This is a genomic window from Hydrogenophaga sp. (assembly GCF_030158645.1).
GTDB lineage: Bacteria > Pseudomonadota > Gammaproteobacteria > Burkholderiales > Burkholderiaceae_C > Hydrogenophaga.
On record NZ_JAOASO010000009.1, the window covers coordinates 1 to 21,424 of the forward strand.

A 21,424-nucleotide genomic window follows, 5' to 3' on the forward strand; every position below is an offset into this window, starting at 1 on the left:
ACGTGGATCACGCCGTTGGACTGGTACACATCGGCGATGGTCACGGTGGCCACACCGCCTTTTTCATCCGTCACGGTGACCTTGCCGCCAGCGGCTTTGGCAACGAGCGTGCCACCGGCCACGGTCTTGATCGATGCCATGCCCTTGCCGTCGGCGATCATTTTGCTGATCGCCGCCGCGTCGAACTTGCCCGAGACCACGTGGTAGGTGAGGATGCCGCTGAGCATGCCTTTGTTCTCCGGCTTGAGCAGGGTGTCCACGGTGCCGGCGGGCAGTGCCGCAAACGCCGCGTTGGTGGGCGCGAACACGGTGAAGGGGCCAGCCGACTTGAGGGTGTCCACCAGGCCCGCGGCCTTGACGGCGGCCACCAGCGTGGTGTGGTCCTTCGAATTGACCGCGTTGTCGATGATGTCCTTGCTGGCCAGCATGGGCGCGCCGCCCACCATCACCTGCGCGAAAGCGCCGATGGATGCCGTGCCGATGGCCAGGGCCAGAACCGTTTTGCTGAGGGTTTGTTTGATCATGAAATCTCCTTGGGTTGAAGCCTGAACAGTGGCTGTAGGAGATACGCAGTGCGACCCCGCACTGGATTCAAACCCGCGAGAAAGGCCGTGAACCTGCAGGGCCATTCCAGCCTGGCTGGCGTGCGCGAGTCCATGCGTTCAACCGAAAATTGCCTGACCGACACACGCTGAAGCCGAACAGCCTTGAACGGTGCTAGCAAGGTGGCGGCTAGTCGGCCATGGCCCAGGCCGTGCGGTAGCCACCGATGCACTGCACGTGGGCCAGCAAGTCCTTGAAAAACGGATGGGCGCTGAGGGTGGACGAGTCACCGACCAGCAGCAGCTTGCGGCGGGCACGGGTCATGCCCACGTTCATGCGGCGGATGTCCGAGAGGAAACCGATGTCGCCCTGGTGGTTGCTGCGCGTCAGTGAGATCGCAATGATGTCGCGCTCCTGGCCCTGGAACGAATCGACGGTGCCCACGCTGAGCAGGCGGTGCTGAAGCAGGCCGTTGAGCGCTTCGTTCTCTTCAATGGCGTCCTTCAAACAGTTGATCTGGGCGCGGTAGGGCGCAATCACGCCGATGGTGAGCGGGTCCTGCTCGTGCTGGCCAGGGTCGTAGGGCTCCAGGAGCTGGGTGAGGCGCCTGAGCAGCAGATCCGCTTCTTCCGGGTTGGCGGTGGAGCGGCTCTCGGGGATGGTGACTTCGCTGAACCCGAAGCCGGCCGTGTCGAGAAATTCCACCGGCAGGTCGGGTGCGAAGCCCAGGTCGTAGGCGTCCAGGCCGGCGTGGCGCACGTTCTGGTGCGCCTGCAGCTGGCCGCCGTAGAACCGCTGGGAACTGAACGCCATGATCTGCTCGTGCATGCGGTACTGCAGGGTCAACATGCGGGCCGTGGCCGGCTGGCGCTGGATGCACTTCTCAAACAAGGTTTCGCGCAGGCCTTCGCGGGCGGCCTTGTCGCTTTTCACGGTGGGCGGCAGCTGGTGGTGATCGCCGGCCAGCACCACGCGCTGGCCCTTGGCGATTGGAATCCAGCAGCCCGGCTCCAGGGCCTGGGCGGCTTCGTCGATGAAGACGGTCTCAAAGCTCAGGTGGCGCAGGTGGCGGTTGCTCGCGCCCACCAGCGTGCAGGTGATGACCTGCACCGCATCGAGCGCATCGTCGGTGATGAAGCGCTCCAGATCGTCGGCCTGCAGGAACAGCTGCCGCGCCTCTTCCTTCAGCATCTGGCGCTGTTGCCGTTCCTCGTGACCAAAATGGCGGACGTACTCGCTGGCGCGTTCGTTGGCAGTGTTGCGGTACTGGTCGGCCGTTTGGCGCATCGCCCGCATCTTGCTGAAGCTCGGGTGGGCCATCACCCGGGCATCGAGGGTGTTCTCCAGCAGCAGGTCCGACACGCGGCTGGGGTTGCCCAGGCGAATCACCTTGACGCCTCGCTCGGCCAGCTTTTCGGTGAGCAGGTCCACGGCCGTGTTCGAGGGCGCGCACACCAGCACGCGCCGCTCGCGCCGCACGGTCTCCCGTATGGCCTGCACCAGCGTCGTGGTCTTGCCGGTGCCGGGTGGGCCGTGGATGATGGCCACGTCCTCGGCCGTGATCACGTGGCGCACGGCCGCCAGCTGCGAGTCGTTGAGCGGGCTGGGATACAACAGGTCGTCGGCCTGGGGCGCGCCAAAGCGGGCCTGCCGCGCGCCCAGCAGCACATCGCGCAGCTCGGCCAGCCGGTCGCCCCGGGCGCGCATCACCTCCAGCATGGCCTGGTTCATCTCGCGGTAGCTCACCTCGTCGAAGGTGAGGTCAATGCCCAGCTTGCCGCCGTCGAGCACCCAGTCGGGCAGCGCTTCCCTGGTGGTGGTCAGCAGCAGCTTGTTGCGCCGCACGCTGGTGATGACGCCATTGAGCGTGGGCTGGTCACCGGCCGAATGCCCGTTCACTTTGCCAAACAGCGATGCGTTCTTGCCCACCTGAAAGAGGTGCAGGCCTTGCTGGCTCGCGGGTCGTTCCAGTTCCAGCACCACCTTGCCGCCAAAGCCGGTGTCTTCCTGGGTGATGGTGACGGGATACCAGGTCAAGCCGCGCCGCTGGCGCTCCGGGATGCTGGCCTTGGCATTCTTGAGTTCGAATTGCGCCTGGTCTTCCTTTTGCTCAAGCTGCATGAGGGCGTGCACGCGGCGCAACTCATTTTCGACAGCACAGGGATCGGTGGGGATGAAGTCGAAGTCCGCCAAGGGGATACAGATTGAACCGTCCAAGATGTTGAGGAGGCCAGTGGACTGGCGATTCGCAGACGGGAGTTTGCCTCAGTCTCTGCTGGAGGCGTGCGCGCGCCTTCGTCTCCCACACACGTGGAATGAGCGGGTGCGCTGTGGGCGTGACCGCTGAAGCAGGTGCAGCGGCCCACTGCCATCAGCCCGCTACCGCAGCAGGGCCTGGCCCGCCTGGATGCGCACACCGCTCTGGATGCCCGGCGCCAGGTCCAGCCCGGGCGGGGTGAGCACGATGATGGTCGAGCCGTGCTCGAACCAGCCCATTTCTTCGCCTTTGGCCAGGGTGGCTGCGCAGGGAATCACGTTGGGGCCGGGCCAGCGCAGGTGCAGCAACACGTCGAGCCAGTGCAGGCGGATGCTGGCCACCAGCACCGCCGCCACCGGCACCAGGATCAGCGGGGCATCGCCCAGCGCGCTCAGGCGGCATTCGATGACGGCGCGCTCGTTCTTGCAGAACAGGCGCTGCACGCGCTTGAGCGCGATCGGGTTGACGTTCCAGGTGTCACCGCTGATGTAGGTGACCCGGTCCACCGCCAGCGAATGCGGCGCGTGGAAGCGGTGGTACATGGCCGAGGTGAGGCGCAAGGTGGTGTAGCGCCCGCCCTGCATGCGCTGCGCCATGGCGTCGGACCCGAGCAGTTCGCGCAGGGGGTACGGGAAGCCCTTGGCCTGCAGCACATCGGTGCCCTCGATCGGGCCGCAGGCACCGACGATGGCGTCGCTCGGGCTGCACACCGTGGCGGGGTCGGGGTCGAAGGGGCGCAGGCCCGGCTTGAGCGCGCGTGTGAAGCAGCCGTGCAGGCTGTCAAACCGCTGTTCGCGGGCCTCGCTCAGGTCCAGGTCGGTGAAGAGCCGCCACACCGCGATCGACAGGCGGGTGAGCACGGGGCTGCGGATGCGGCTGTACCAGCCCATGAAACGGGTGGCGGCCACGCGCGGGATGCGGTTGGTGAGCAGGAAGTTCAGGTCCTCGTTGAGCAGGAATTTTTCGCGCCAGGCGGTGTTGTTCATGGTTCTGTCAAAGCGGTGGTCTACAACTGTCCCACCTCCACTTTTCAGGTGTGTGTCAGATGTCCACCGCATGGGTTCTCTCCGCTGGCGCGCTGGCCGCCGCCTTTCCGTGGGTGCACCAGCGCCTGCAGCTCTCGCGCGCCAAGCACCGGTCGCTCGCCGGGCATTCGTTCATGGCCAAGCGCCTGGCGCGCTGGGTGCCCGGCTACAGCCACACCGAGGACCGTTTCTTCGCGGCCGACGGTGCGTTGCCCGAGGTGGCGGCCCGGCGCCGGGCTGCCTTCTTTCGCTTGTCGGCCGCATTGAACGCCCAGTCACCGCAAGGCCTGGCGCTCACCGCGCAGACGCGCAGCGCGCTGCCCGACCTGCAGTTCACCGGCCGCTACCGGGTGCCGTTTCCGTTCAGCGAGCTGGTGCGCCAGCACCTGCCCCTGCCCGCCTTCTGGGCACAGGCCGACGGCGTGGGCCTGACCGACATGGACGGCAACCGCTGCCTGGACCTGACCGGCTCCTACGGCGTCAACGTCTTCGGTGTCGACTTCTACAAAGCCACGATGGCCGAAGGCGCCGAACTGGGCGCAGCGCTGGGTCCGGTGCTGGGCGGCTACCACCCCTGCGTGGCCGAGAATGTGGAGCGGCTCAAAGCCCTCTCGGGCATGGACGCGGTGTCGTTCCACATGTCGGGCACCGAAGCCGTGATGCAGGCGGTGCGGCTGGCGCGCTACCACACCGGTCGCAAGAAGCTGGTGCGCTTTTGCGGCGCATACCACGGCTGGTGGGACGACGTGCAGCCCGGCCCCGGCAACCCGATGCCCCCCGGCCATGCGTACACGCTCAAGGACATGGACGAGCGCAGCCTGCAGGTGCTGCGCACCCGCAAGGACATCGCGTGTGTGCTGGTCAACCCGCTGCAGGCCCTGCACCCCAACCGCAACGCGCCGGGCGACTCCACCCTGATGGGCACACGCTTGAGCGAACCCGCGCGGCGCGAGGACTACGCGCGGTGGCTGGGGCGCTTGCGCGAGGTGTGCACGCAGCGCGGCATCGCGCTGATCTTTGACGAGGTGTTCGTCGGGTTCCGGCTGGCGCGTGGCGGTGCGCAGGCGCATTACGGCGTGCAGGCCGACATGGTCGTTTACGGCAAGACGCTGGGCGGCGGCCTGCCGGTGGGCGTGGTTTGTGGCCGGGCCGCGTGGATGCAGCGGTTTCGCCCCGAGCGCCCGGCCGACATCTGCTTCGCCCGGGGCACCTTCAATGCACACCCCTATGTGATGGGCGCGATGAACGCGTTTCTGCGGCGGCTGGACACGCCCGACATCGAGGCCTTGTACGACGGCCTCGATGAACGCTGGCAAGCCCGCCTGCAGCGCTTCAACGACGGGCTGCAACACGCCGGTGTGCCGGTGCGGGTGGCTGGGCTCTCCAGCATCTGGACAGTGAACTACACAGCGCCTTCGCGCTACCACTGGATGCTGCAGTTCTACCTGCGTGAGCAAGGCCTGGCACTGAGCTGGGTGGGCACCGGGCGCATGGTCTTCAGCCTCCAGCACACCGAACAGGACATGGCCGAGGTGCTGCGCCGCTGTGTCCTGGCTTGCGAGCGCATGAGCGCCGACGGCTGGTGGAGCACGCCCGCAGGCACCACCGCGCGCGATCTGCAGCGCGGGGTGCTCGCGGAAATGTGGCGCGCGCGCCGGGCACCCCGCGCCTGAGGACAGCCGATCGGCGTCAGCCGCCGCGCGGACCGGGCTCCAGCCACTCGCCGCGCAGCAGCTGCAGCGGCGCGCGGTGGTAGAGCTTGATGTCGTGGAACGGGTCGGTCAAGATCTTCAGGGCCCACACCAGGCCGGTGCGCAGGTCCTTCAGCACCCACAGCTGCAACACCCGCAGCGCCAGTCCGCCCACACCCACCCACAACCACATCCAGCCGACGTTGTGCGCCAGGCCCTGCCAGTCGGTGTGGGGCACCATCAGCCCGAACAGGCCGGGTTCGACCACCAGCAGCCAGGGGGACGCCGCCCACACCAGCATGAGCACCACCTTGCGTCGCAGGTTGTAGCCCACCTTCACAGCCTCCTTGTATTCGTGCGTGGCCTGGTTGATCTCGTCGAAGCCCTTGGGCTCGAAAAAGAAGTGCCCGGCCTGGCGGCTCACCATCGACACCAGCCAGGCCACCAGCGCGGCCAGGGCCGGGTCGGTGAAGAGCAAGGCATAGGCCACCAGAAAACTCAACGCGCTGAGCAGGTGCAGGCTCTGGTTGATGCGGCTGTGGTGGTAGTAGCGGTGGTCGTCCCAGCGCTGGGTCTGCAGTTCCTGGAGCAAGGTGTTCACGCAATGCCTCTCGTTCGTTCAAGGGCCCTTCCGGGTGAAAGGCTCTGCGGGCGATGCTCGGTGGCCAAAATGAAAGCGTGGTGACACCACCGCTGTCACACGGCTGTTACGGCCAGCGAGGAACATGGACCCCATGAACACCTTTGACGCGTGCGACACCCCGCGGGTGGAACACCTCTGCGCGCCCCGGCCCCGTTTGCGGGTGGCGGTGGTCACCGAAACGTACCCGCCCGAGGTCAATGGCGTGGCGGTCACGCTGCAGCAGCTGGTGGTGCGACTGCAGGCGAGCCAGCACGCGATCCAGCTGATCCGGCCCCGGCAACCGCTGGACGACGCCGACCCCAAGGCCTGCAACGACGAACTGCTGGTGCGCGGGCTGGAGATTCCCCGCTACCCGCAGTTGCGCCTGGGCATGCCGATCAGGCGGGCCCTGGTGGCCCAGTGGACCCGCCAGCGCCCCGACCTCGTGCACGTGGCCACCGAAGGGCCACTGGGCTGGTCGGCGGTGAAAGCCGCGCGCCAGCTGGGTCTGCCGCTGAGCACCGATTTCCGGACCAACTTCCACGCCTACAGCGAGCACTACGGCATCGGCTGGCTGCGCAAGCCGATCGCGGCCTACCTCCGCCGTTTTCACAACCTGGCCGACTGCACCATGGTGCCGTCGAACGACCTGCTGCAAGACCTGTGTGCACAGGGCTTCGAGCGGCTGATGGTGGTGGCCCGCGGGGTGGACGCCCACCGGTTTTCTCCAGCGCACCGCAGCGAAGCCCTGCGCGCCCGTTGGGGTGTGTCACCCGACCAGCCGGTGATGCTCTCGGTCGGCCGTCTGGCCCGGGAAAAAAACCTCGATCTGCTGGTGCGCTGCTGGCACGCCATGCGCGCACAGCGACCGGATCTGAAGCTGGTCGTGGTGGGTGACGGCCCCTTGCGCGGCCTGCTGGCCCAGAACTGCCCCGACGCGCTGATGGTCGGCGCCCAGGGCGGCGACGAACTGGCACGCCACTACGCCAGCGCCGATGTCTTCGTTTTCCCCAGCGTCACCGAGACCTACGGCAACGTCACGCCCGAAGCGCTGGCCAGCGGCCTGGCCGTGCTGGCCTTCGACTACGCCGCGGCTGCCGAGCTGATCCGCCACGGCGACAACGGCCTGCTCGCACCCCGGGGCGACGAGGCGACCTTCATTCGCAGCGCCATCGAGATGGTGAACAACCCCGCGCTGGTGCAGCGCCTGCGCGAACGCGGGCGCGCCACCACGCTCACGCAGGACTGGGCGCAGATTGCACGCCAGGTTGAAACGGTCTGGCACCAGCTGCTGGCCCGGCCTTCATCGGGCGGTCGGGCCTGACGAGGCCGCGCCGCCCGATGCCCTGATAGACGAAGCCGAGGGCGTCCATGAGTGACGGGTCGTAAAGGTTGCGACCGTCAAAGATCACACGAGCGCGCATGCAGCGGGCCATGGCATCGAAGTCGGGGTTGTGGAAGCACTTCCACTCGGTGAGCACCAGCAGCGCGTCCACATCGGCCAGCGCGCCCAGCGGTGAATCCACGAACGTCAGACCGTCCACCTCGCCCACCGGGCGCCCCAGGTCGGCGCTGAGCGCGCGCTGCGCCTCGCTGGACGCCACCGGATCGTGCACCAGCACCTCGGCACCGCGGCCGAGCAAGCCGGGGATCACGGTGCGACTGGGCGCGTCGCGCATGTCGTCGGTGTTGGGCTTGAAGGCCAGCCCCCACACCCCCAGGCGCAAGCCGCGCAGATCGGCACCGAAGTGGGCACAGACGCGCTCGACCAACACGTTTTTCTGCGTGCGGTTCACCGTTTCCGTGGCCTCGACGATGCGCATGCGCAGGCCGTGTGCGGCCGCTGCGTGCACCAGCGCACGCGTGTCCTTGGGGAAGCAGCTGCCACCATAACCGGCGCCGGCGTACAGAAAGCTGTGGCCGATGCGGGTGTCCGATCCGATGCCCCGGCGAACCGCATCGATGTCGGCACCCAGGGCGTCGGCCAGGTGGGCCATTTCATTCATGAAGGAGATGCGCGTGGCGAGCATGGCGTTCGCTGCGTACTTGGTCAGCTCGGCACTCGCCACGTCCATCCACAGGCTGCGTTCATGGTGCCGGTTGAACGGGGCATAGAGCCGGGTCATGAGGCGGCGCGCTGTCTCGCCCGATTCGCCCGCGGGCAGGCCGATGACGATGCGGTCCGGGTGCATGAAATCGTCCAGCGCGGCGCCTTCCTTGAGGAATTCGGGGTTGGACACCACCGCAAAGTCGAGCGCACCGAGTGACCTGTCGGCCAGCGCGCTGCGCAAGGCCTGTTCCACACGCCGCCCGGTGCCCACCGGCACGGTGGACTTGTTGACCACCACCTTGAAATCGCTCATGTGCTGGCCGATTTGCGTGGCCACCGCCAGCACATGCTGCAGGTCGGCCGATCCGTCTTCCTGCGGCGGCGTGCCCACCGCGATGAAGATCACCTCGGCGTGCCGCACGGCCACCGCCATCGAGGTCGTGAAGCGCAGGCGTTCGCCGCTGCGGTTGCGCTGCAACAGATCGTCAAGCCCGGGCTCGAAGATCGGCACGCCGCCCGCCTGCAGCACGGCAATGCGCCCGTGGTCGCGGTCCACACAGATCACGTCGTTGCCCAGCTCCGCCAGACAGGTCGCCGTGACCAGCCCCACATACCCTGCACCCACCACTGCGATCTTCATGGCCATCCTCCGTTGGTTGGGGACCATGCTGCGACCCGCAGATGAAGCGGCGTTGGCAGGGCGATGACAGATGCGTGAATCGGCGGGTCGGCGCGAACCCGACAGCGGCGCGCAGAGGGCGGGAGGAACTGGCGGGGATTTGCCACCCTTTTCGTCCTTTGGTGATGGCGGTGGGGCGTCGATAGTCAAGGGTCTCTTCACCGCAAAGCCCCATGACGCAACAAGAAAAACGCTCCACGACGTTGTCGGTTTTCACTCGGCTTGTCTCCGCCCTTCCCTTCCTGGTCTCTGCTCCCGCCGTTTGGGCGCAGCAGCCGCCGAGCGCTGGCAGCCAGCTCCAGCAAATCCCGCCAGCGCCCAGCCTGCCGCCCGAAGCGCCCGACATCCGCATCGAGCAGGGCCAACAGCAACCGTTGCCCTCCTCAGACCCGACCAGCGTGCGTGTGAACACCCTGCGCATCACCGGCGCCCGGGCGTTCACCGAGGCCACGCTGCTCGAAGCCAGCGGCTTCCAACCGCAAAGCCTGATGACGCTGGCCGACCTGCGCAGGCTGGCCGTTCGCGTGTCCGACCACTACCGTGCGCAAGGCCACTTCGTGGCCCAGGCCTACCTGCCCCCGCAGGACATCCGGGACGGCGTGGTCACGCTGACCGTGCTGGAAGGACGTTACGGCGCGGTCACGGTTCGCAACCAAACACGGCTCAAAGACAGCGTCGTCCGGGGTTTGGTGGAGCCGGCATCCGACGAAGCCGTCACCATCGCGCCGCTGGAACGCAGCCTGCTGCTGCTGAACGACCTGCCGGGCGTGCAGGTGCGTTCCACCCTCACACCGGGCGCGTCGGTGGGCAGCTCGGACCTGGTTCTTGACGTGCTGCCCGGACCCCTGGTGTCCGGCAGCGTGGATGGCGACAACCATGGCAACCGCTACACCGGGCGCGGCCGCGTCGGCGGCACGCTCAACCTGAACAACCCCTGGGGCCACGGCGACGTGGCCAGCCTGCGCGTGCTGAGCTCGGGCACAGGCCTGAACTACGCCCGCGCCGCCTACCAGGTGCCGGTGAAGCGCGCGAAAGTGGGTGTGGCGTATGGCCGCCTCGACTACAGGCTGGGCAAGGAATTCGACAGCTTGCAGGCCCGCGGAACAGCGGGCATCGCCAGCGCCTACGGCAGCTATCCGCTGGTGCGTTCGCGCCGGTCCAACCTGTCGGTCCAGCTGGCCTTTGACAGCAAAAGCCTGCAAGACCAGGTGGGGGCCACCAGCCTGCGCCAGAAGAAAAAGGTCCAGGTGCTCATGCTGGGCCTCCAGGGCGACCACCGCGACCGTCTGGCCGGTCCGGCCGTCACCACCTACGGCCTCACCGGATCGGCTGGCCACCTGAAGCTGCAGGACCCGGCGGCCCGGGTGGCCGACGCCTCCAGCGCCAGAACCGCGGGCTCCTACGGCAAGCTGGCCTTCAACCTGGCCCGGCTGCAAAGCGTCGGCGCTTCGACCCAGCTCTATGCGGCGGCCAGCGGGCAGCTGGCTTCCAAAAATCTGGATGCCTCTGAAAAGATGCCACTGGGCGGAGCCAGTGCCGTGCGCGCCTACCCGGAAGGCGAAAGTTACGCCGACCGGGGTTTCGTGTTCACGCTGGAAGCCCGGTACACCTTGCCCGTGACCACCACCGTGCCGGGACAGGTTCAGTTGGTCGGCTTCATCGACAGCGGTGCCGTGACGCTCAACCGCCACCCGTGGGTTCCCGGCACCAACAGCCGCAAGCTCAGCGGCGCCGGCGTCGGCATGAACTGGTCGGTCGGTCATGCGTTTTTCGTCAAGGCCTTTTACGCGCACAAGGTGGGTTCCGAACCTGCCACCTCGGCACCGGACGCCAGCGGCCGGTTCTGGGTACAGGGCGTGAAGTACTTCTGAACCCGCTGCCTTGAACCCCCTGCACGCCTTCGAACCAGCTGCCCAGCACCTGGCAACGTCCCCGAAACACCGTTTCAATGCCATGAACCACATCCACCGCTCCGTCTGGAACCACCGCGCCGCCACCTGGGTGGCCACCGCCGACACCCGTTTCTTGCACGCGGGTCCCTGGGCGCTCAAGGCCTTGTCGGCTTCGCTCTGGCTGGCCTGTGCGACGAGTGCTTTCGCGCTGCCGCAGGGCGCCGAGGTCACGGCCGGCAGCGCCAGCGTGACGGCCACGCCGGGGAAGGTGACCATCGTGCAGAACAGCGCGAGCACGGCATTGAACTGGCAAAGCTTCAGCATCGGCGCTGGCGAGACCGTGCTCTTCGTGCAGCCGGGTGCCAACGCCGTGGCACTCAACCGCGTGATCGGCCCGGACCCGTCCACCCTGCTGGGCAACCTGTCGTCCAACGGCCAGGTCTTCCTGGTCAACCCCAACGGCATCCTGTTCGGCCAGGGCGCGTCGGTCAACGTGGGCGGTCTGGTGGCCTCCACGCTCAACATCACCGACAGCGACTTCATGGCCGGGCGCTACACCTTCTCCGGCAGCAGCACCCAGGCGGTGCGCAACCAGGGCACGCTCAATGCCCCGGGTGGCTATGTCGCCCTGCTGGGCGCTCACGTGAGCAACGAAGGCGTGATCGCCGCGCGCATGGGCTCGGTGTCGCTGGCCGGCGGTCAGGCCATCACGCTCGATGTGGCCGGTGACGGTCTGCTCCACATCAACATCGACCAGGGGGCCGTCAATGCGCTGGTCAGCAACGGCGGACTGATCCAGGCCGACGGCGGCCAGGTGCTGATGACCGCCCAGGCCGCCGGCCAGCTGCTCAAGACGGTTGTCAACAACACCGGCGTCATCCAGGCGCAAACGCTGGTCAACCGGAACGGCAGCATCCAGTTGCTGGGCGACATGCAGACCGGCACCGTCAACGCGGCGGGCACGCTGGACGCCAGCGCGCCGGCCGGGGGACGGGGCGGCTTCATCGAGACCTCGGCCGCGCGCGTGAACCTCGACGATGCGCTCAAGGTCACGACGGCCTCGGTGAACGGTTGGACCGGCAGCTGGCTGATCGATCCGACCGACTACACCATCGCGGCCACCGGAGGCAACCAGACCGGCGCGTTTTACACGGCCGCCCTGCAGACCAGCAACGTCAGCATCGCGACCGTGGCCACCGGCAGCGGCCTGGGCGACATCCACGTCAACGACACGATCGCATGGTCGGCCAACCGGCTGACCCTGACCGCGCACAACAACATCCACATCAACCAGCCGCTGCGCGGTTCCGGCACGGCCAGCCTGGCGCTGGAATACGGCCAGGGCGCTGTCGCGGCGGGCAACACCGCCACGTACCGGGTGAAGGCCGAAATCGACCTGCCAGCGGGCCAGAATTTCAGCACCCGGCTGGGCAGCGACACCGCATCGCCGACGGTCTACACCGTGATCAACAGCCTGGGCGATCCGACCAGCACCAGCGGTACCGACCTGCAAGGCATGACCGGCCAGCTGGCCGGCCACTACGTGCTCGGCAGCAACATCGATGCAAGCTCGACCGCCGGCTGGAATGCAGGCGCGGGTTTCACACCGATCGGCACCGCCCATTCGCCCTTTTCCGGTACGTTCGATGGTCTGGGCCACACCATTTCCGATCTGAACCTGCGCCTTGTCCAGGACCCCGTCACTGGCGTCAAAGCCTCCGGGTTGTTCGCTTCGACCAGCGCCAACACCCGGATCCGCAACGTGGGATTGGTGAACGTCAGCTCGTACACGGCAGGATGGGGCAACGAAGGCCCGGTCGGCGCGCTGGTCGGGATCAACCGGGGCGCCATCCACAACAGCTATGCCACGGGCAACCTGGTGGGCAACACCTACCTGGGTGGACTGGTCGGCCTGAACGAAAGCACGGGGAACATCCACAGCAGCTACTTTTCGGGCTCGGCGGTCGCTGGCAACCGCCTGGGCGGGCTGGTGGGCGTGAACGAGGGCAGCATTTCGAACGCCTACAGCACCGGGGAGGTCAGAAGCTCCGCCGAACAGGACCTGATCGGCGGTCTGGTCGGGCACAACAACGGCGGCCACATCAGCATGAGCTACGCCTCTGCCGATGTGTCCAATGCCGAGCCAGACTCCATGGGAAGCCTGGTCGGAAGAAACGACGGCTCGGTCAGCAACAGCCACTGGAACGTTGAGGTCAGCGCACCGCCAGGCATCGCCACGGGCACGTCGAGCGGGGCCACCGGTTTGACCTCCGCCCAGATGAAGCAGCAGGCTAACTTCATCGGCTGGGACTTTGCCGACACCTGGCTCAGCCAGGCGGGGCTGGTCGATCCACTGCTCCGCTCTTTCATGGCACCGCTGACCGTGACGGCCCTGGACGCCACCATGACCTACAACGGCGGGGCGTACGTGGGCTCGAACAGCGTGGGCTACAGCAGCCCACCCAACGCCGGTTTGCTGGGGACGGTGACCGTTGACAGCATTTCCCAGAACCCGGTGAACGCCGGCAGCTACACCTTGACCCCGAGCGGACTCTATTCGGCCCAGCAGGGCTACATCATCAGCTACGCCAGCGGTACGCTCACGATCCACCGGGCCATCGTCAACCTGAGCGGGGAGCGTGTGCACGACGGGACGACCAGCTTCGGCGCGTCCCTGTTTGGCACCCAGGGTGCGATCAGCACCGGGATCGGGACGGAATCGCTGATGCTGAGCGGTGCCGGAACCGTTCCCAGCGCCAGCGCTGGTGCGGGCGTCCAAGCCTTGAATCTGGGCACGCTGGCACTGGCCGATGGCAGCGGCCTGGCCTCGAACTACACGCTCACGGGCGGCACGCACACCGGGCAGATCACAGCCCCCAACGGCGAGGGCATGCAGGCCAGCAGCAACAACCGCCGGGACATGGCGATCGTCAGCAGCACCCACATCGCGCGCGTGCAGAACGCGGTGACCACAGACGCCCTGCCGAGTGCTTACGAGGAACCCGACAGCGAAAACGCGGTGAGCAACGTCGCCCCTTCAGCGTGGGGCAACACGGCCGAATTGAATCTCACCGTGGTGGGAGCAGGCATCAAGTCGCCTGGGGACGTGCCATCCAGCAACGCCGGCGGTGCAGCGGAGCCGTGAAGCCGACGCAGCGTGACCCCGTTTGACGCTCCATCGCGTCTGGCGACCACCCGCTGCGCCTGCCGGGCAACGGCACGCCTCAGCCAGCCAGGCCGATCACCAACGCCGCGGGCGACAAGACCGCCAACGCGACATCACCCACCTGCCCGGTGAACGGATGCCGTGCAAAGCCCACCCAATGACCACCGCCATCGAGGGCCAGCACCACCTCGTCTTGCCGGGCGCCGGGTGAGCAGCGCTCGATGCGCCCGCTGAGCGAGCCCGGCGCGGCGTGCGAAGCGCTCAACGACACCGCCACCGCGGTGGCCTTGCACAAGGCCAGCACGGACAGGCCGGGGGTCAGACCCAGCAGGTCGGCGCTCTCCTGCGTGACGCTGGAGACCAGCTGTGCGCCGCCCGGCGTGACCAGCGTCACCGCCACCATCGGGTCGCCGGGGGCCAGCGGTGCGCAGCGCAGCACACGGCAGCGCAGCTGGTTGCGCATGCTGGTGCGAAGACCCAGGCCACCCTCGCCGATGGCGCCGCCGGCAAAGCGGGCCAGCACCTGCTGGCGCGCGCGGGCCAACTCGGCGGCGAGCGTCAGCAGCTGCAGGCCCTCGGCGGTGATGCGCGCGCCGCCGCCGCCCACGCCGCCCACGGTGCGCTCCACCAGCGGCACACCGCTGAGGTTGCTCAGCGTGTCGATGGCCTGCCAGGCGGCCTTGTAGCTGATGCCGACCTGGCGCGCCGCCTGCGAGATGGAACAACCCGCGGCCACGTGGCGCAGCACGTCCAGGCGCTTGTCGGCGCTGGCGTCCGTCAGGGCGTGGGGCAAATCGTTGGTCGTGGAAGGGAGGGATTTTCGAGAGGCCATGGGATCCTGGGGTGCCGTCTATACTCACCGCTATTCTGATTCGGAACAGCGATATTTGATAGAGAGGGGTGCGCCGATGTTCGCACATTCACTGGGGTCTGCCGTGCTGTTGTTGCTGGCGGGTTCGCTGCACGCCGCCGAAGCCCAGGTGGCGGTGGCGGCCAACTTTGCCGAACCCGTCAAGGCCATCGCGGCGGTGCTGGAGAAAACCACCGGCCACACGCTCAAGATCACGGTGGGCGCCACGGGCCGGCTTTATGCGCAGATCCGCAACGGCGCACCGTTTGACGTGCTGCTTTCCGCCGACACCAAGGCGCCGGCCCAGCTGGAGACCGACGGACTGGCGCAGCCGGGCAGCCGCGTCACCTACGCCACCGGCAAGCTGGTGCTGTGGTCGGCCGACGCGGCCAAGGTGGACGCGCAGGGCGCCGTGCTCAAGGGCAGTGGATTTCGCAAGCTGGCCCTGGCCAACCCCAAGACGGCGCCCTACGGCGCAGCCGCCATCGAGGTGATCGACCAGCTCGGCCTTTCCGCTTCACTCGCGCCCAAACTCGTGCAAGGCGAGAGCATCGGCCAGACCTACAACTTCGCCTTCACCGGCAACGCCGAGATCGCGTTCGTGGCCATGTCGCAGGTGCTCGAAGGCGGCCGGCTCAAGGGCGGCTCGATGTGGGTGGTGCCGCAGAACCTGTACACGCCCATCCGGCAGGACGCGGTGTTGCTCCAGCGCGGCGCCCACAACGAAGCTGCCGTGGCCCTGATGAAGCTGCTCAAGAGCCCCAACATCAAGACCCTCATCCGCTCCTACGGATACGACATTTAAGCCGTGCTGCTGACACCGTCCGACCTCCAGGCCATCGGCCTCACGCTGCGGGTGGCCGCGCTCACCACCGCCATCCTGCTGGTGCTGGGTGTGCCGCTGGCGTGGTGGCTGGCGCGCAGCCGCTCGGCCTGGAGCCGGCCGTTGGGTGCGCTGGTGTCCATCCCGCTGGTGCTGCCACCGTCGGTGCTGGGCTTCTATCTGCTGGTGCTGATGGGCCCCAACGGCCCGGTGGGCGGGCTCACACAGGCGCTTGGGCTGGGCGTGCTCACCTTCAGCTTTGCCGGGCTGGTGATCGCCTCGGTGTTCTATTCGCTGCCGTTCATGGTGCAGCCGGTGTTGAATTCGATGCAGCAACTGGGCGAGCGCCCGCTGGAAGCGGCGGCCAGCCTGCGCGCCTCGAAGCTCGACACCTTCTTCTCGGTGGTGCTGCCGCTGTGCCGCCCCGGTCTGGTCACCGGGGTCATCATGAGTTTTGCGCACACGGTGGGTGAGTTCGGCGTGGTGCTCATGGTGGGCGGCAACATCCCGGGCGTCACGCGCGTGGTGTCGGTGCAGATCTACGACCACGTGGAGGCGTTGGAGTACGGCGATGCCCATCGCCTGGCCGCGGTGATGCTCGGCTTCTCGTTCGTGGTGCTGCTGGCGCTGCAGTTCTACAACCACCGCCAGCGCGGAGCGCGCCAATGAGCGGTGACCTGCAACTCACCGCGCGGCTGGTCCGCACCGGTTTCACGCTCGACGTGGACCTCAGCCTGCCCGCGCGCGGGGTGTCGGTGTTGTTTGGCCCGTCCGGCTCGGGCAAAACCTCGTGTCTGCGGGTGCTTGCCGGGCTGGAGCCCCAGGCACAAGGCGTGGTGCGCGTGGACGGCGAGGTGTGGCAAGACAGCGCACGGCGCGTGATGCGGCCGGTGCACCAGCGCGCATTGGGCTATGTGTTCCAGGAAGCCAGCCTGTTCGAGCACCTGAGCGTGCGCGAGAACCTCCTGTTCGGCTTCCAGCGCACGCCGCCCGCCCAACGCCGCCACGCCTGGGACCACGGGCTGGAGCTGCTGGGCATTGCGCACCTGCTGGCGAGACGGCCGCTCGAACTCTCGGGCGGCGAACGCCAGCGTGTGGCCATCGCCCGCGCCCTGGCCACGAGCCCGCGCGTGCTGCTGATGGACGAACCGCTGGCGGCCATCGACGCGGCGCGCAAGAGCGAGATCCTGCCGTGGCTCGAACAACTCCATGCGCAACTCGACATCCCCGTGGTGTACGTGACCCACTCCAGCGACGAGCTGGCGCGGCTGGCCGACCACGTGGTGCTGCTGGGCGAAGGCCGCGCCTTGTGCAGTGGGCCGGTGATGGACCTCATGACCCGGCTCGACCTGCCGCTGGCGCGTGGCGATGCAGCCGCCGCCCTGATCGAAGCGCGTGCGGTCGGCCATTCACCCGCCGATGCCCTGAGCGAGCTGGCCTTCGAGGGCGGGCGGCTGCTGCTGCCGCAAGCAGGCAGCGCCGCATTGCCACACGGCACGCCGGTGCGCGTGCGCATCCAGGCCCGCGACGTGAGCTTGTCGCTGCATGCCCCCGAACACAGCAGCGTGCTCAATGTGATCGGCGCCAGGGTGGTGGACGTGGTGGACGACGCACCCGGCCAGGTGCTGGTGGGTCTGCATCTGGGGGACGGAGCACGGCCGGTGCGCCTGCTCTCTCGCATCAGCCAGCTCTCGGCACGTCGGCTGGGCATCGAACCCGGTCAGCCGGTGTTTGCGCAGATCAAGGGTGTGGCCATCGTGCGCTGACGCTGCGACCTACCAGCCCGCGCTGCCCGGCGCGCCCTTGAACGGCCCGGCCAGCTCGGGCGTGATCCAGCCTCCATAAAAGCCACCGGGTTGCGGCACCACGGCATGGCCGTCCACCGTGCAGTCCAGGTAGGTCGGGTAGAAGGCCACGCAGTCGGCCAATGCCTCCGCACCCGCCAGCGGCTCGGGGTAGCTCCAGGCCACCGCGGCAAGGCTGCGGCCGCCATGCACCAGGCTCCAGTAGCGTGCCGGGCCTTTCCATTCGCAGAACGAGCTGCCCGCGCAGGGCTGCAGCAGGTGGCGGGCCACATCGGCCCAGGGCAGGTAGAAGCTCGGCGGGTGACCCGTCTCCAGCACACGCACGGCACGGCGTGTGCATGCCACCTCCAGCTCACCCCAGCGCACGATCACCTCGCGGGTGTCGGGCGCCAGTTGGGGTGGGCGCGGGAAATCCCACACCGAGGTCTGCCCCGGCGCAGGCTCGTCCGCGAAAGGCGGGCGCGCATGACCGCGCCAGTGCCACTGCTCGCGGGCGGCGCGAATCCAGTCGGGTGGTTCGGCCATCGCGACAGCGCGCGGTCCGATCAACCCACGGCGCCCACGGCGTCCTTGACGCATTTTTTGGTGAAGCTGCTCTTGGCGGCGCCAAAGATCTTCTTCTCCACCGCAGCCGCATCGCAAGTGGCGGCGGCGTCCTTCTCGCACTTCTTCATGAACGAGTTCTTGGCCGCGCCAGCGAGCTTTTTGTCGGTGGCCGACGCTGTGCAGCTCGGCCCATCGGCCGCCCAGCTGGCCAGCGGCAGCAGGAAAGCCATGACGATTGAACCCAAGCCGATGGCGCGCATTTGAATCTCCCGCAATGAAAAATTCATTGAAGGCCAGCGCGCAGGCACTGTCAATGCTGAGCGGCGGGAATTGACGCCCGCCTCGGGTTCATCCCAGCATCGAAAGTATCAATCGAGCAGTTCTTTGGGGATGTTGCCGCCGTTGGCCGCGATGTGGGCCAACACGTTCTTGTGCAGCCACATGTTCATCTTGGCCGAGTCTTCCATGAGCTCATCGGGGCAGTAGAGCTCCTTGGCCAGTTCCTTTCGCGCGGCCAGGCTGCTGTCCAGGTCGAGCAGCTTGAGCAGGTCGACGATCGAGGTTTTCCAGTTGAGCTTTTGCGGGTTGGCCGCGGCCTTCTGCTCCATGAGCGCGACCACGTCGACCATGGTGATGGAGGCCACCGGTGCGGGAGCCGGTGCCGCGGCGGGCGCGGGAGCCGGTGCCGCTGAAGCAGCCGGGGCCGAGACGGGTGGCTGCGGCACCACTTGGGGCGAGCCCATGCCGAGTTTTTCGAGGATGTTGCTGAAAAGGCCCATGGAATGCTCCTTGAGGGGGTGACGGTTGGAACTGGCAAGCGAGTTGGTATGGTCGCACATGCGAATGTGCGACAGGTCACACCCGCTCAGCCGCCAGGCCCGCCGAAATCGGGCAGAAAAACCGGCGGGCCGCCCGCAGCGTCGTCCACCTGCACCACGCCCGCGCTGTACAGCGCGCGCAGACCGTCTGCCTTGATCACATCGGCCACCGCACCCTCCGCCAGCACGCGGCCCTCGCGCATCAGCATCGCGCGGTCCGCGCAGCGCAGCGCCTGGTTGGGATCGTGCGTGGTGAAGAGAACCGCCAGGCCTTCACCGGCGAGCGTGCGGATGGCGCGCATCACCAGGCCCTGGTTGCCGAAATCGAGGCTGGCGGTGGGCTCGTCCAGCATCACAGCGCGCGGTTGCTGCGCGAGTGCGCGTGCAATCAGCACCAGTTGGCGTTCGCCGCCGCTGATGCGGTGCACCGACCGGTTGGCCAGGTGCGTGATGCCCACGCGGTGCAGCGCCGTCTGCGCGATGGCACGGTCTTTCGCACCGGGGCGGGCCAGCAGCCCCTGGTGTGCGGTGCGGCCCATGAGCACCATCTCGAGGGCGGTGAAGCCGAAAGTGCTGGCCTGGCCTTGCGGCACATAGGCGACTTCGCGCGCGCGATCGGTCAGCGACCATTGCGCCAGCGCCCGGCCCTGCAGCTGCACCGCCCCTCCAAGCGGCGGCAACAGACCGAGCAGGGTTTTGAGCAGCGTGGTCTTGCCGCAGCCATTGGGGCCGAGCAGCGCCAGCACCTCGCCGCCGTGCAGCGAGAGCGAGAGGCCCGAACCGACCACGTGGCCGGGGTAGCCCACGCTCAGCGCAGAGGCTTGCAGCATGGCGGTCACTGGTCCACCTTCGCCCTGCGGGCTGCGGTGCGAGCTTGCTGGGGAGCGGCCCGCTGCGCTCATGTCCACCCTCTGGATGCCCGACGCAGCAAGACGATGAAAAACGGCGAACCGATGAGCGCGGTGAGGATGCCCAGGGGAATCTCGACTGTGGCCAGGGTGCGCGCGAGCGTGTCGATGAACAAGAGCAGTCCGCCGCCCAGCAGGGCCGAAGTCGGCAGCAGGCGCACGAACGACGGCCCGACGAGAAAGCGCGCCAGGTGGGGCACCACGAGCCCGACCCAGCCCACGAGGCCGGCGGCCGCCACGCTGGCCGCGGTGACCAGGGTGGCCGCCGCCACGATCAGCAACCGCAGGGCGGTGGTGCGCGCGCCCAGCGAGCGGGCCTCTTCTTCGGGCAGCGACATCACGTCCATGCGCCATCGCAGCAACAGCAGCACCCCCGTGCCCAGCGCCACGGGCGCGATGAGCGCGGGCAGGTCGTCCACATGCGTGGCCGAGAGGCTGCCGAGCAGCCAGAAGGTCATGGCGGGCAACTGGTTGTAGGGGTCGGCCAGCACCTTCACCAGGCCGATACCGGCGCCCAGCAGCGAGCCGATGACGATGCCCGCGAGCAGCAGCACCAGCACGGGGTCGCTGTTGCGCACGGTGGAGCCCACGCCGTAAACCAGCGCCACGGCCAGCAGTCCACCGGCAAACGCCGCCATCTGGATGCCGAACACGCCGATGGAAAAGTAGATGCCGAGCACCGCGCCCAGCGCCGCGCCGGCGGACGCACCCAGGATGTCGGGCGAGACCAGCGGGTTGCGGAACAGACCCTGAAACGCCGCGCCGGCCACCGCCAACGCGGCACCCACCGCGATGGCGGCCAGCACGCGCGGACCCCGGATCTGCAGCACGATGGTCTGCGTCTGCTCGTTGGGTGCAGGGATGCCCTGCATCACGGACCACACGAGTTGCCACAGGTCGGCCCATGCGATCGGGGTGCGGCCCTGGGTGAACGCCACCAGCACACCCGCGAGCAGAACGCCCACCGCCCAGAAGGCTCCGCCGCGCATGGGTTCAGTCCCGGCCGGCCAGCACGCGCTGCACCTGTTCGGCGTTCAGGTCGACTTGGTAGAACAGTTTGTAGAAATCGCGCGTGATCACCGACAGGTCTTCCGGAAACAGCGCCGGGAACACCTTGCTGCCCAGCCACCACAGGCCAGGCAGGCGATTGACGCTGGGCGGAAAGTCGATCCAGCCAAACGGCAGCTTGGGCGAGAGGTGAACACGTCCTGTCTTGACCGCGCTCACGCTGCGCCACAGCGGGTTGCTGCGCACGGTCTGGGCAAATGTCTGATCGATGGTGACGATGACCTCCGGGTCCCAGGCCAGCACCTGCTCCATGGAAACGGTGGCCAGGCCACCCTGCAACCCGGCGGCCACGTGGCGAATGCCCAGGGCCTCGAAGATTTCCACGTTGATCGACCCCCCCAGCCCGGTCTCCAGGCCCTCGGGGCCGCGCGCGTAGTACACGCGGGGTTGCGCAGGCGCACGGGCCACGCGCTCGCGCACCGTGCGCAAGGTGTCGGCGGTGTAACGCGCCAGCAGCGCCGCACGTTCCTGCCGGCCGGTGAGTTCGCCCAGCAGCGTGTAGCCCTGCGCCACCGCCGACAGACGGCCATCGAGCAGCGCATACGGAATGCCGGTCTGCGATTGCACGCGGTCGGCCAGTTCGGCAAACGTCTGGCGCGTCGAGCCGGCGTCCACGATCAGGTCGGGCTTGCTGAGCAGCAACTGTTCGAGGTTGGTGGTGTTGCCGCGCCCGGTGAGGCG

19 protein-coding genes are annotated in these 21,424 nt (G+C 67.8%); 7 read left to right on the forward strand and 12 right to left on the reverse strand.

The window, feature by feature from the left end:
- The 3 genes from Q1W68_RS00335 to asd form a co-directional block, all read right to left on the reverse strand.
- Nucleotides 1–524: fasciclin domain-containing protein (locus Q1W68_RS00335; protein ID WP_300715410.1), on the reverse strand; the 524-nt coding region annotated here is incomplete at its 3' end.
- Nucleotides 525–732: 208 nt separating this feature from the next.
- On the reverse strand, nucleotides 733–2,664 hold the full coding sequence (locus tag Q1W68_RS00340) for an AAA domain-containing protein (RefSeq protein WP_300715411.1): 1,932 nt from the start codon (nucleotides 2,662–2,664) through the stop codon (nucleotides 733–735).
- A 258-nt stretch (nucleotides 2,665–2,922) separates the two neighbouring features.
- Complete coding sequence (gene asd / locus Q1W68_RS00345) at nucleotides 2,923–3,786, reverse strand: archaetidylserine decarboxylase (protein WP_300648121.1); 864 nt, start codon at nucleotides 3,784–3,786, stop codon at nucleotides 2,923–2,925.
- A 59-nt stretch (nucleotides 3,787–3,845) separates the two neighbouring features.
- Between asd and Q1W68_RS00350 the strand changes: the two genes are divergently transcribed.
- The gene (locus Q1W68_RS00350; protein ID WP_300648119.1) at nucleotides 3,846–5,498 is read left to right on the forward strand and encodes an aminotransferase class III-fold pyridoxal phosphate-dependent enzyme; all 1,653 of its coding nucleotides are present in this window, start codon (nucleotides 3,846–3,848) and stop codon (nucleotides 5,496–5,498) included.
- A 16-nt stretch (nucleotides 5,499–5,514) separates the two neighbouring features.
- Here the strand turns inward: Q1W68_RS00350 and Q1W68_RS00355 are convergent, their stop codons facing one another.
- Complete coding sequence (locus Q1W68_RS00355) at nucleotides 5,515–6,117, reverse strand: hypothetical protein (protein ID WP_300648117.1); 603 nt, start codon at nucleotides 6,115–6,117, stop codon at nucleotides 5,515–5,517.
- 133 nt (nucleotides 6,118–6,250) lie between these two features.
- On the opposite strand from Q1W68_RS00355, the gene Q1W68_RS00360 reads away from it, so the two are divergent.
- Entirely contained in the window at nucleotides 6,251–7,462 is a 1,212-nt protein-coding gene (locus tag Q1W68_RS00360; protein ID WP_300648115.1) for a glycosyltransferase family 1 protein, read from the forward strand.
- On the opposite strand, the gene Q1W68_RS00365 is transcribed toward Q1W68_RS00360, so the two are convergent.
- Nucleotides 7,374–8,828 (reverse strand): UDP-glucose/GDP-mannose dehydrogenase family protein, encoded by a 1,455-nt coding sequence (locus tag Q1W68_RS00365; RefSeq protein ID WP_300648114.1) that lies wholly within the window; start codon nucleotides 8,826–8,828, stop codon nucleotides 7,374–7,376. The genes Q1W68_RS00360 and Q1W68_RS00365 overlap by 89 nt on opposite strands.
- Nucleotides 8,829–9,040: 212 nt before the next feature.
- Here Q1W68_RS00365 and Q1W68_RS00370 point away from each other — a divergent pair, with 212 nt between their 5' ends.
- Together Q1W68_RS00370 and Q1W68_RS00375 are read left to right on the forward strand one after the other, a co-directional pair.
- Nucleotides 9,041–10,738, forward strand: coding sequence for a ShlB/FhaC/HecB family hemolysin secretion/activation protein (locus tag Q1W68_RS00370; RefSeq protein ID WP_300648112.1), 1,698 nt, complete (start codon nucleotides 9,041–9,043; stop codon nucleotides 10,736–10,738).
- Nucleotides 10,739–10,820: 82 nt separating this feature from the next.
- Nucleotides 10,821–13,904, forward strand: a complete 3,084-nt coding sequence (locus Q1W68_RS00375) for a filamentous hemagglutinin N-terminal domain-containing protein (RefSeq protein WP_300648110.1) — start codon at nucleotides 10,821–10,823, stop codon at nucleotides 13,902–13,904.
- A gap of 79 nt (nucleotides 13,905–13,983) precedes the next feature.
- Here Q1W68_RS00375 and Q1W68_RS00380 read toward each other — a convergent pair whose 3' ends face one another.
- On the reverse strand, nucleotides 13,984–14,757 hold the full coding sequence (locus Q1W68_RS00380; protein ID WP_300648108.1) for a TOBE domain-containing protein: 774 nt from the start codon (nucleotides 14,755–14,757) through the stop codon (nucleotides 13,984–13,986).
- A gap of 76 nt (nucleotides 14,758–14,833) precedes the next feature.
- Between Q1W68_RS00380 and modA the strand changes: the two genes are divergently transcribed.
- The 3 genes from modA to modC are packed head-to-tail and all read left to right on the forward strand — an operon-like array spanning nucleotide 14,834 to nucleotide 17,364.
- Nucleotides 14,834–15,580: a molybdate ABC transporter substrate-binding protein gene (gene modA, locus Q1W68_RS00385; RefSeq protein WP_300648106.1), complete on the forward strand. Its 747-nt coding sequence runs from the start codon at nucleotides 14,834–14,836 to the stop codon at nucleotides 15,578–15,580.
- A 3-nt stretch (nucleotides 15,581–15,583) separates the two neighbouring features.
- Nucleotides 15,584–16,267, forward strand: coding sequence for a molybdate ABC transporter permease subunit (modB, locus tag Q1W68_RS00390; protein ID WP_300715412.1), 684 nt, complete (start codon nucleotides 15,584–15,586; stop codon nucleotides 16,265–16,267).
- Complete coding sequence (gene modC / locus Q1W68_RS00395; protein WP_300648103.1) at nucleotides 16,264–17,364, forward strand: molybdenum ABC transporter ATP-binding protein; 1,101 nt, start codon at nucleotides 16,264–16,266, stop codon at nucleotides 17,362–17,364. The genes modB and modC overlap by 4 nt, the downstream gene beginning before the upstream one ends.
- A gap of 9 nt (nucleotides 17,365–17,373) precedes the next feature.
- On the opposite strand, the gene Q1W68_RS00400 is transcribed toward modC, so the two are convergent.
- The 6 genes from Q1W68_RS00400 to Q1W68_RS00425 all read right to left on the reverse strand — a co-directional run.
- Entirely contained in the window at nucleotides 17,374–17,928 is a 555-nt protein-coding gene (locus Q1W68_RS00400) for a DUF427 domain-containing protein (protein ID WP_300648102.1), read from the reverse strand.
- A gap of 20 nt (nucleotides 17,929–17,948) precedes the next feature.
- The gene (locus Q1W68_RS00405; protein WP_300715413.1) at nucleotides 17,949–18,179 is read right to left on the reverse strand and encodes a hypothetical protein; all 231 of its coding nucleotides are present in this window, start codon (nucleotides 18,177–18,179) and stop codon (nucleotides 17,949–17,951) included.
- 138 nt (nucleotides 18,180–18,317) lie between these two features.
- Nucleotides 18,318–18,728, reverse strand: coding sequence for a DUF3597 domain-containing protein (locus tag Q1W68_RS00410; RefSeq protein ID WP_300648099.1), 411 nt, complete (start codon nucleotides 18,726–18,728; stop codon nucleotides 18,318–18,320).
- 86 nt (nucleotides 18,729–18,814) lie between these two features.
- A complete protein-coding gene (locus Q1W68_RS00415; RefSeq protein ID WP_300648097.1) occupies nucleotides 18,815–19,597 on the reverse strand; it encodes an ABC transporter ATP-binding protein in 783 nt (260 codons plus the stop codon).
- A gap of 68 nt (nucleotides 19,598–19,665) precedes the next feature.
- A complete protein-coding gene (locus Q1W68_RS00420) occupies nucleotides 19,666–20,664 on the reverse strand; it encodes an iron ABC transporter permease (protein ID WP_300648095.1) in 999 nt (332 codons plus the stop codon).
- 4 nt (nucleotides 20,665–20,668) lie between these two features.
- On the reverse strand, nucleotides 20,669–21,424 hold a 756-nt coding region (locus Q1W68_RS00425; RefSeq protein ID WP_300715414.1), incomplete at its 5' end, for an ABC transporter substrate-binding protein.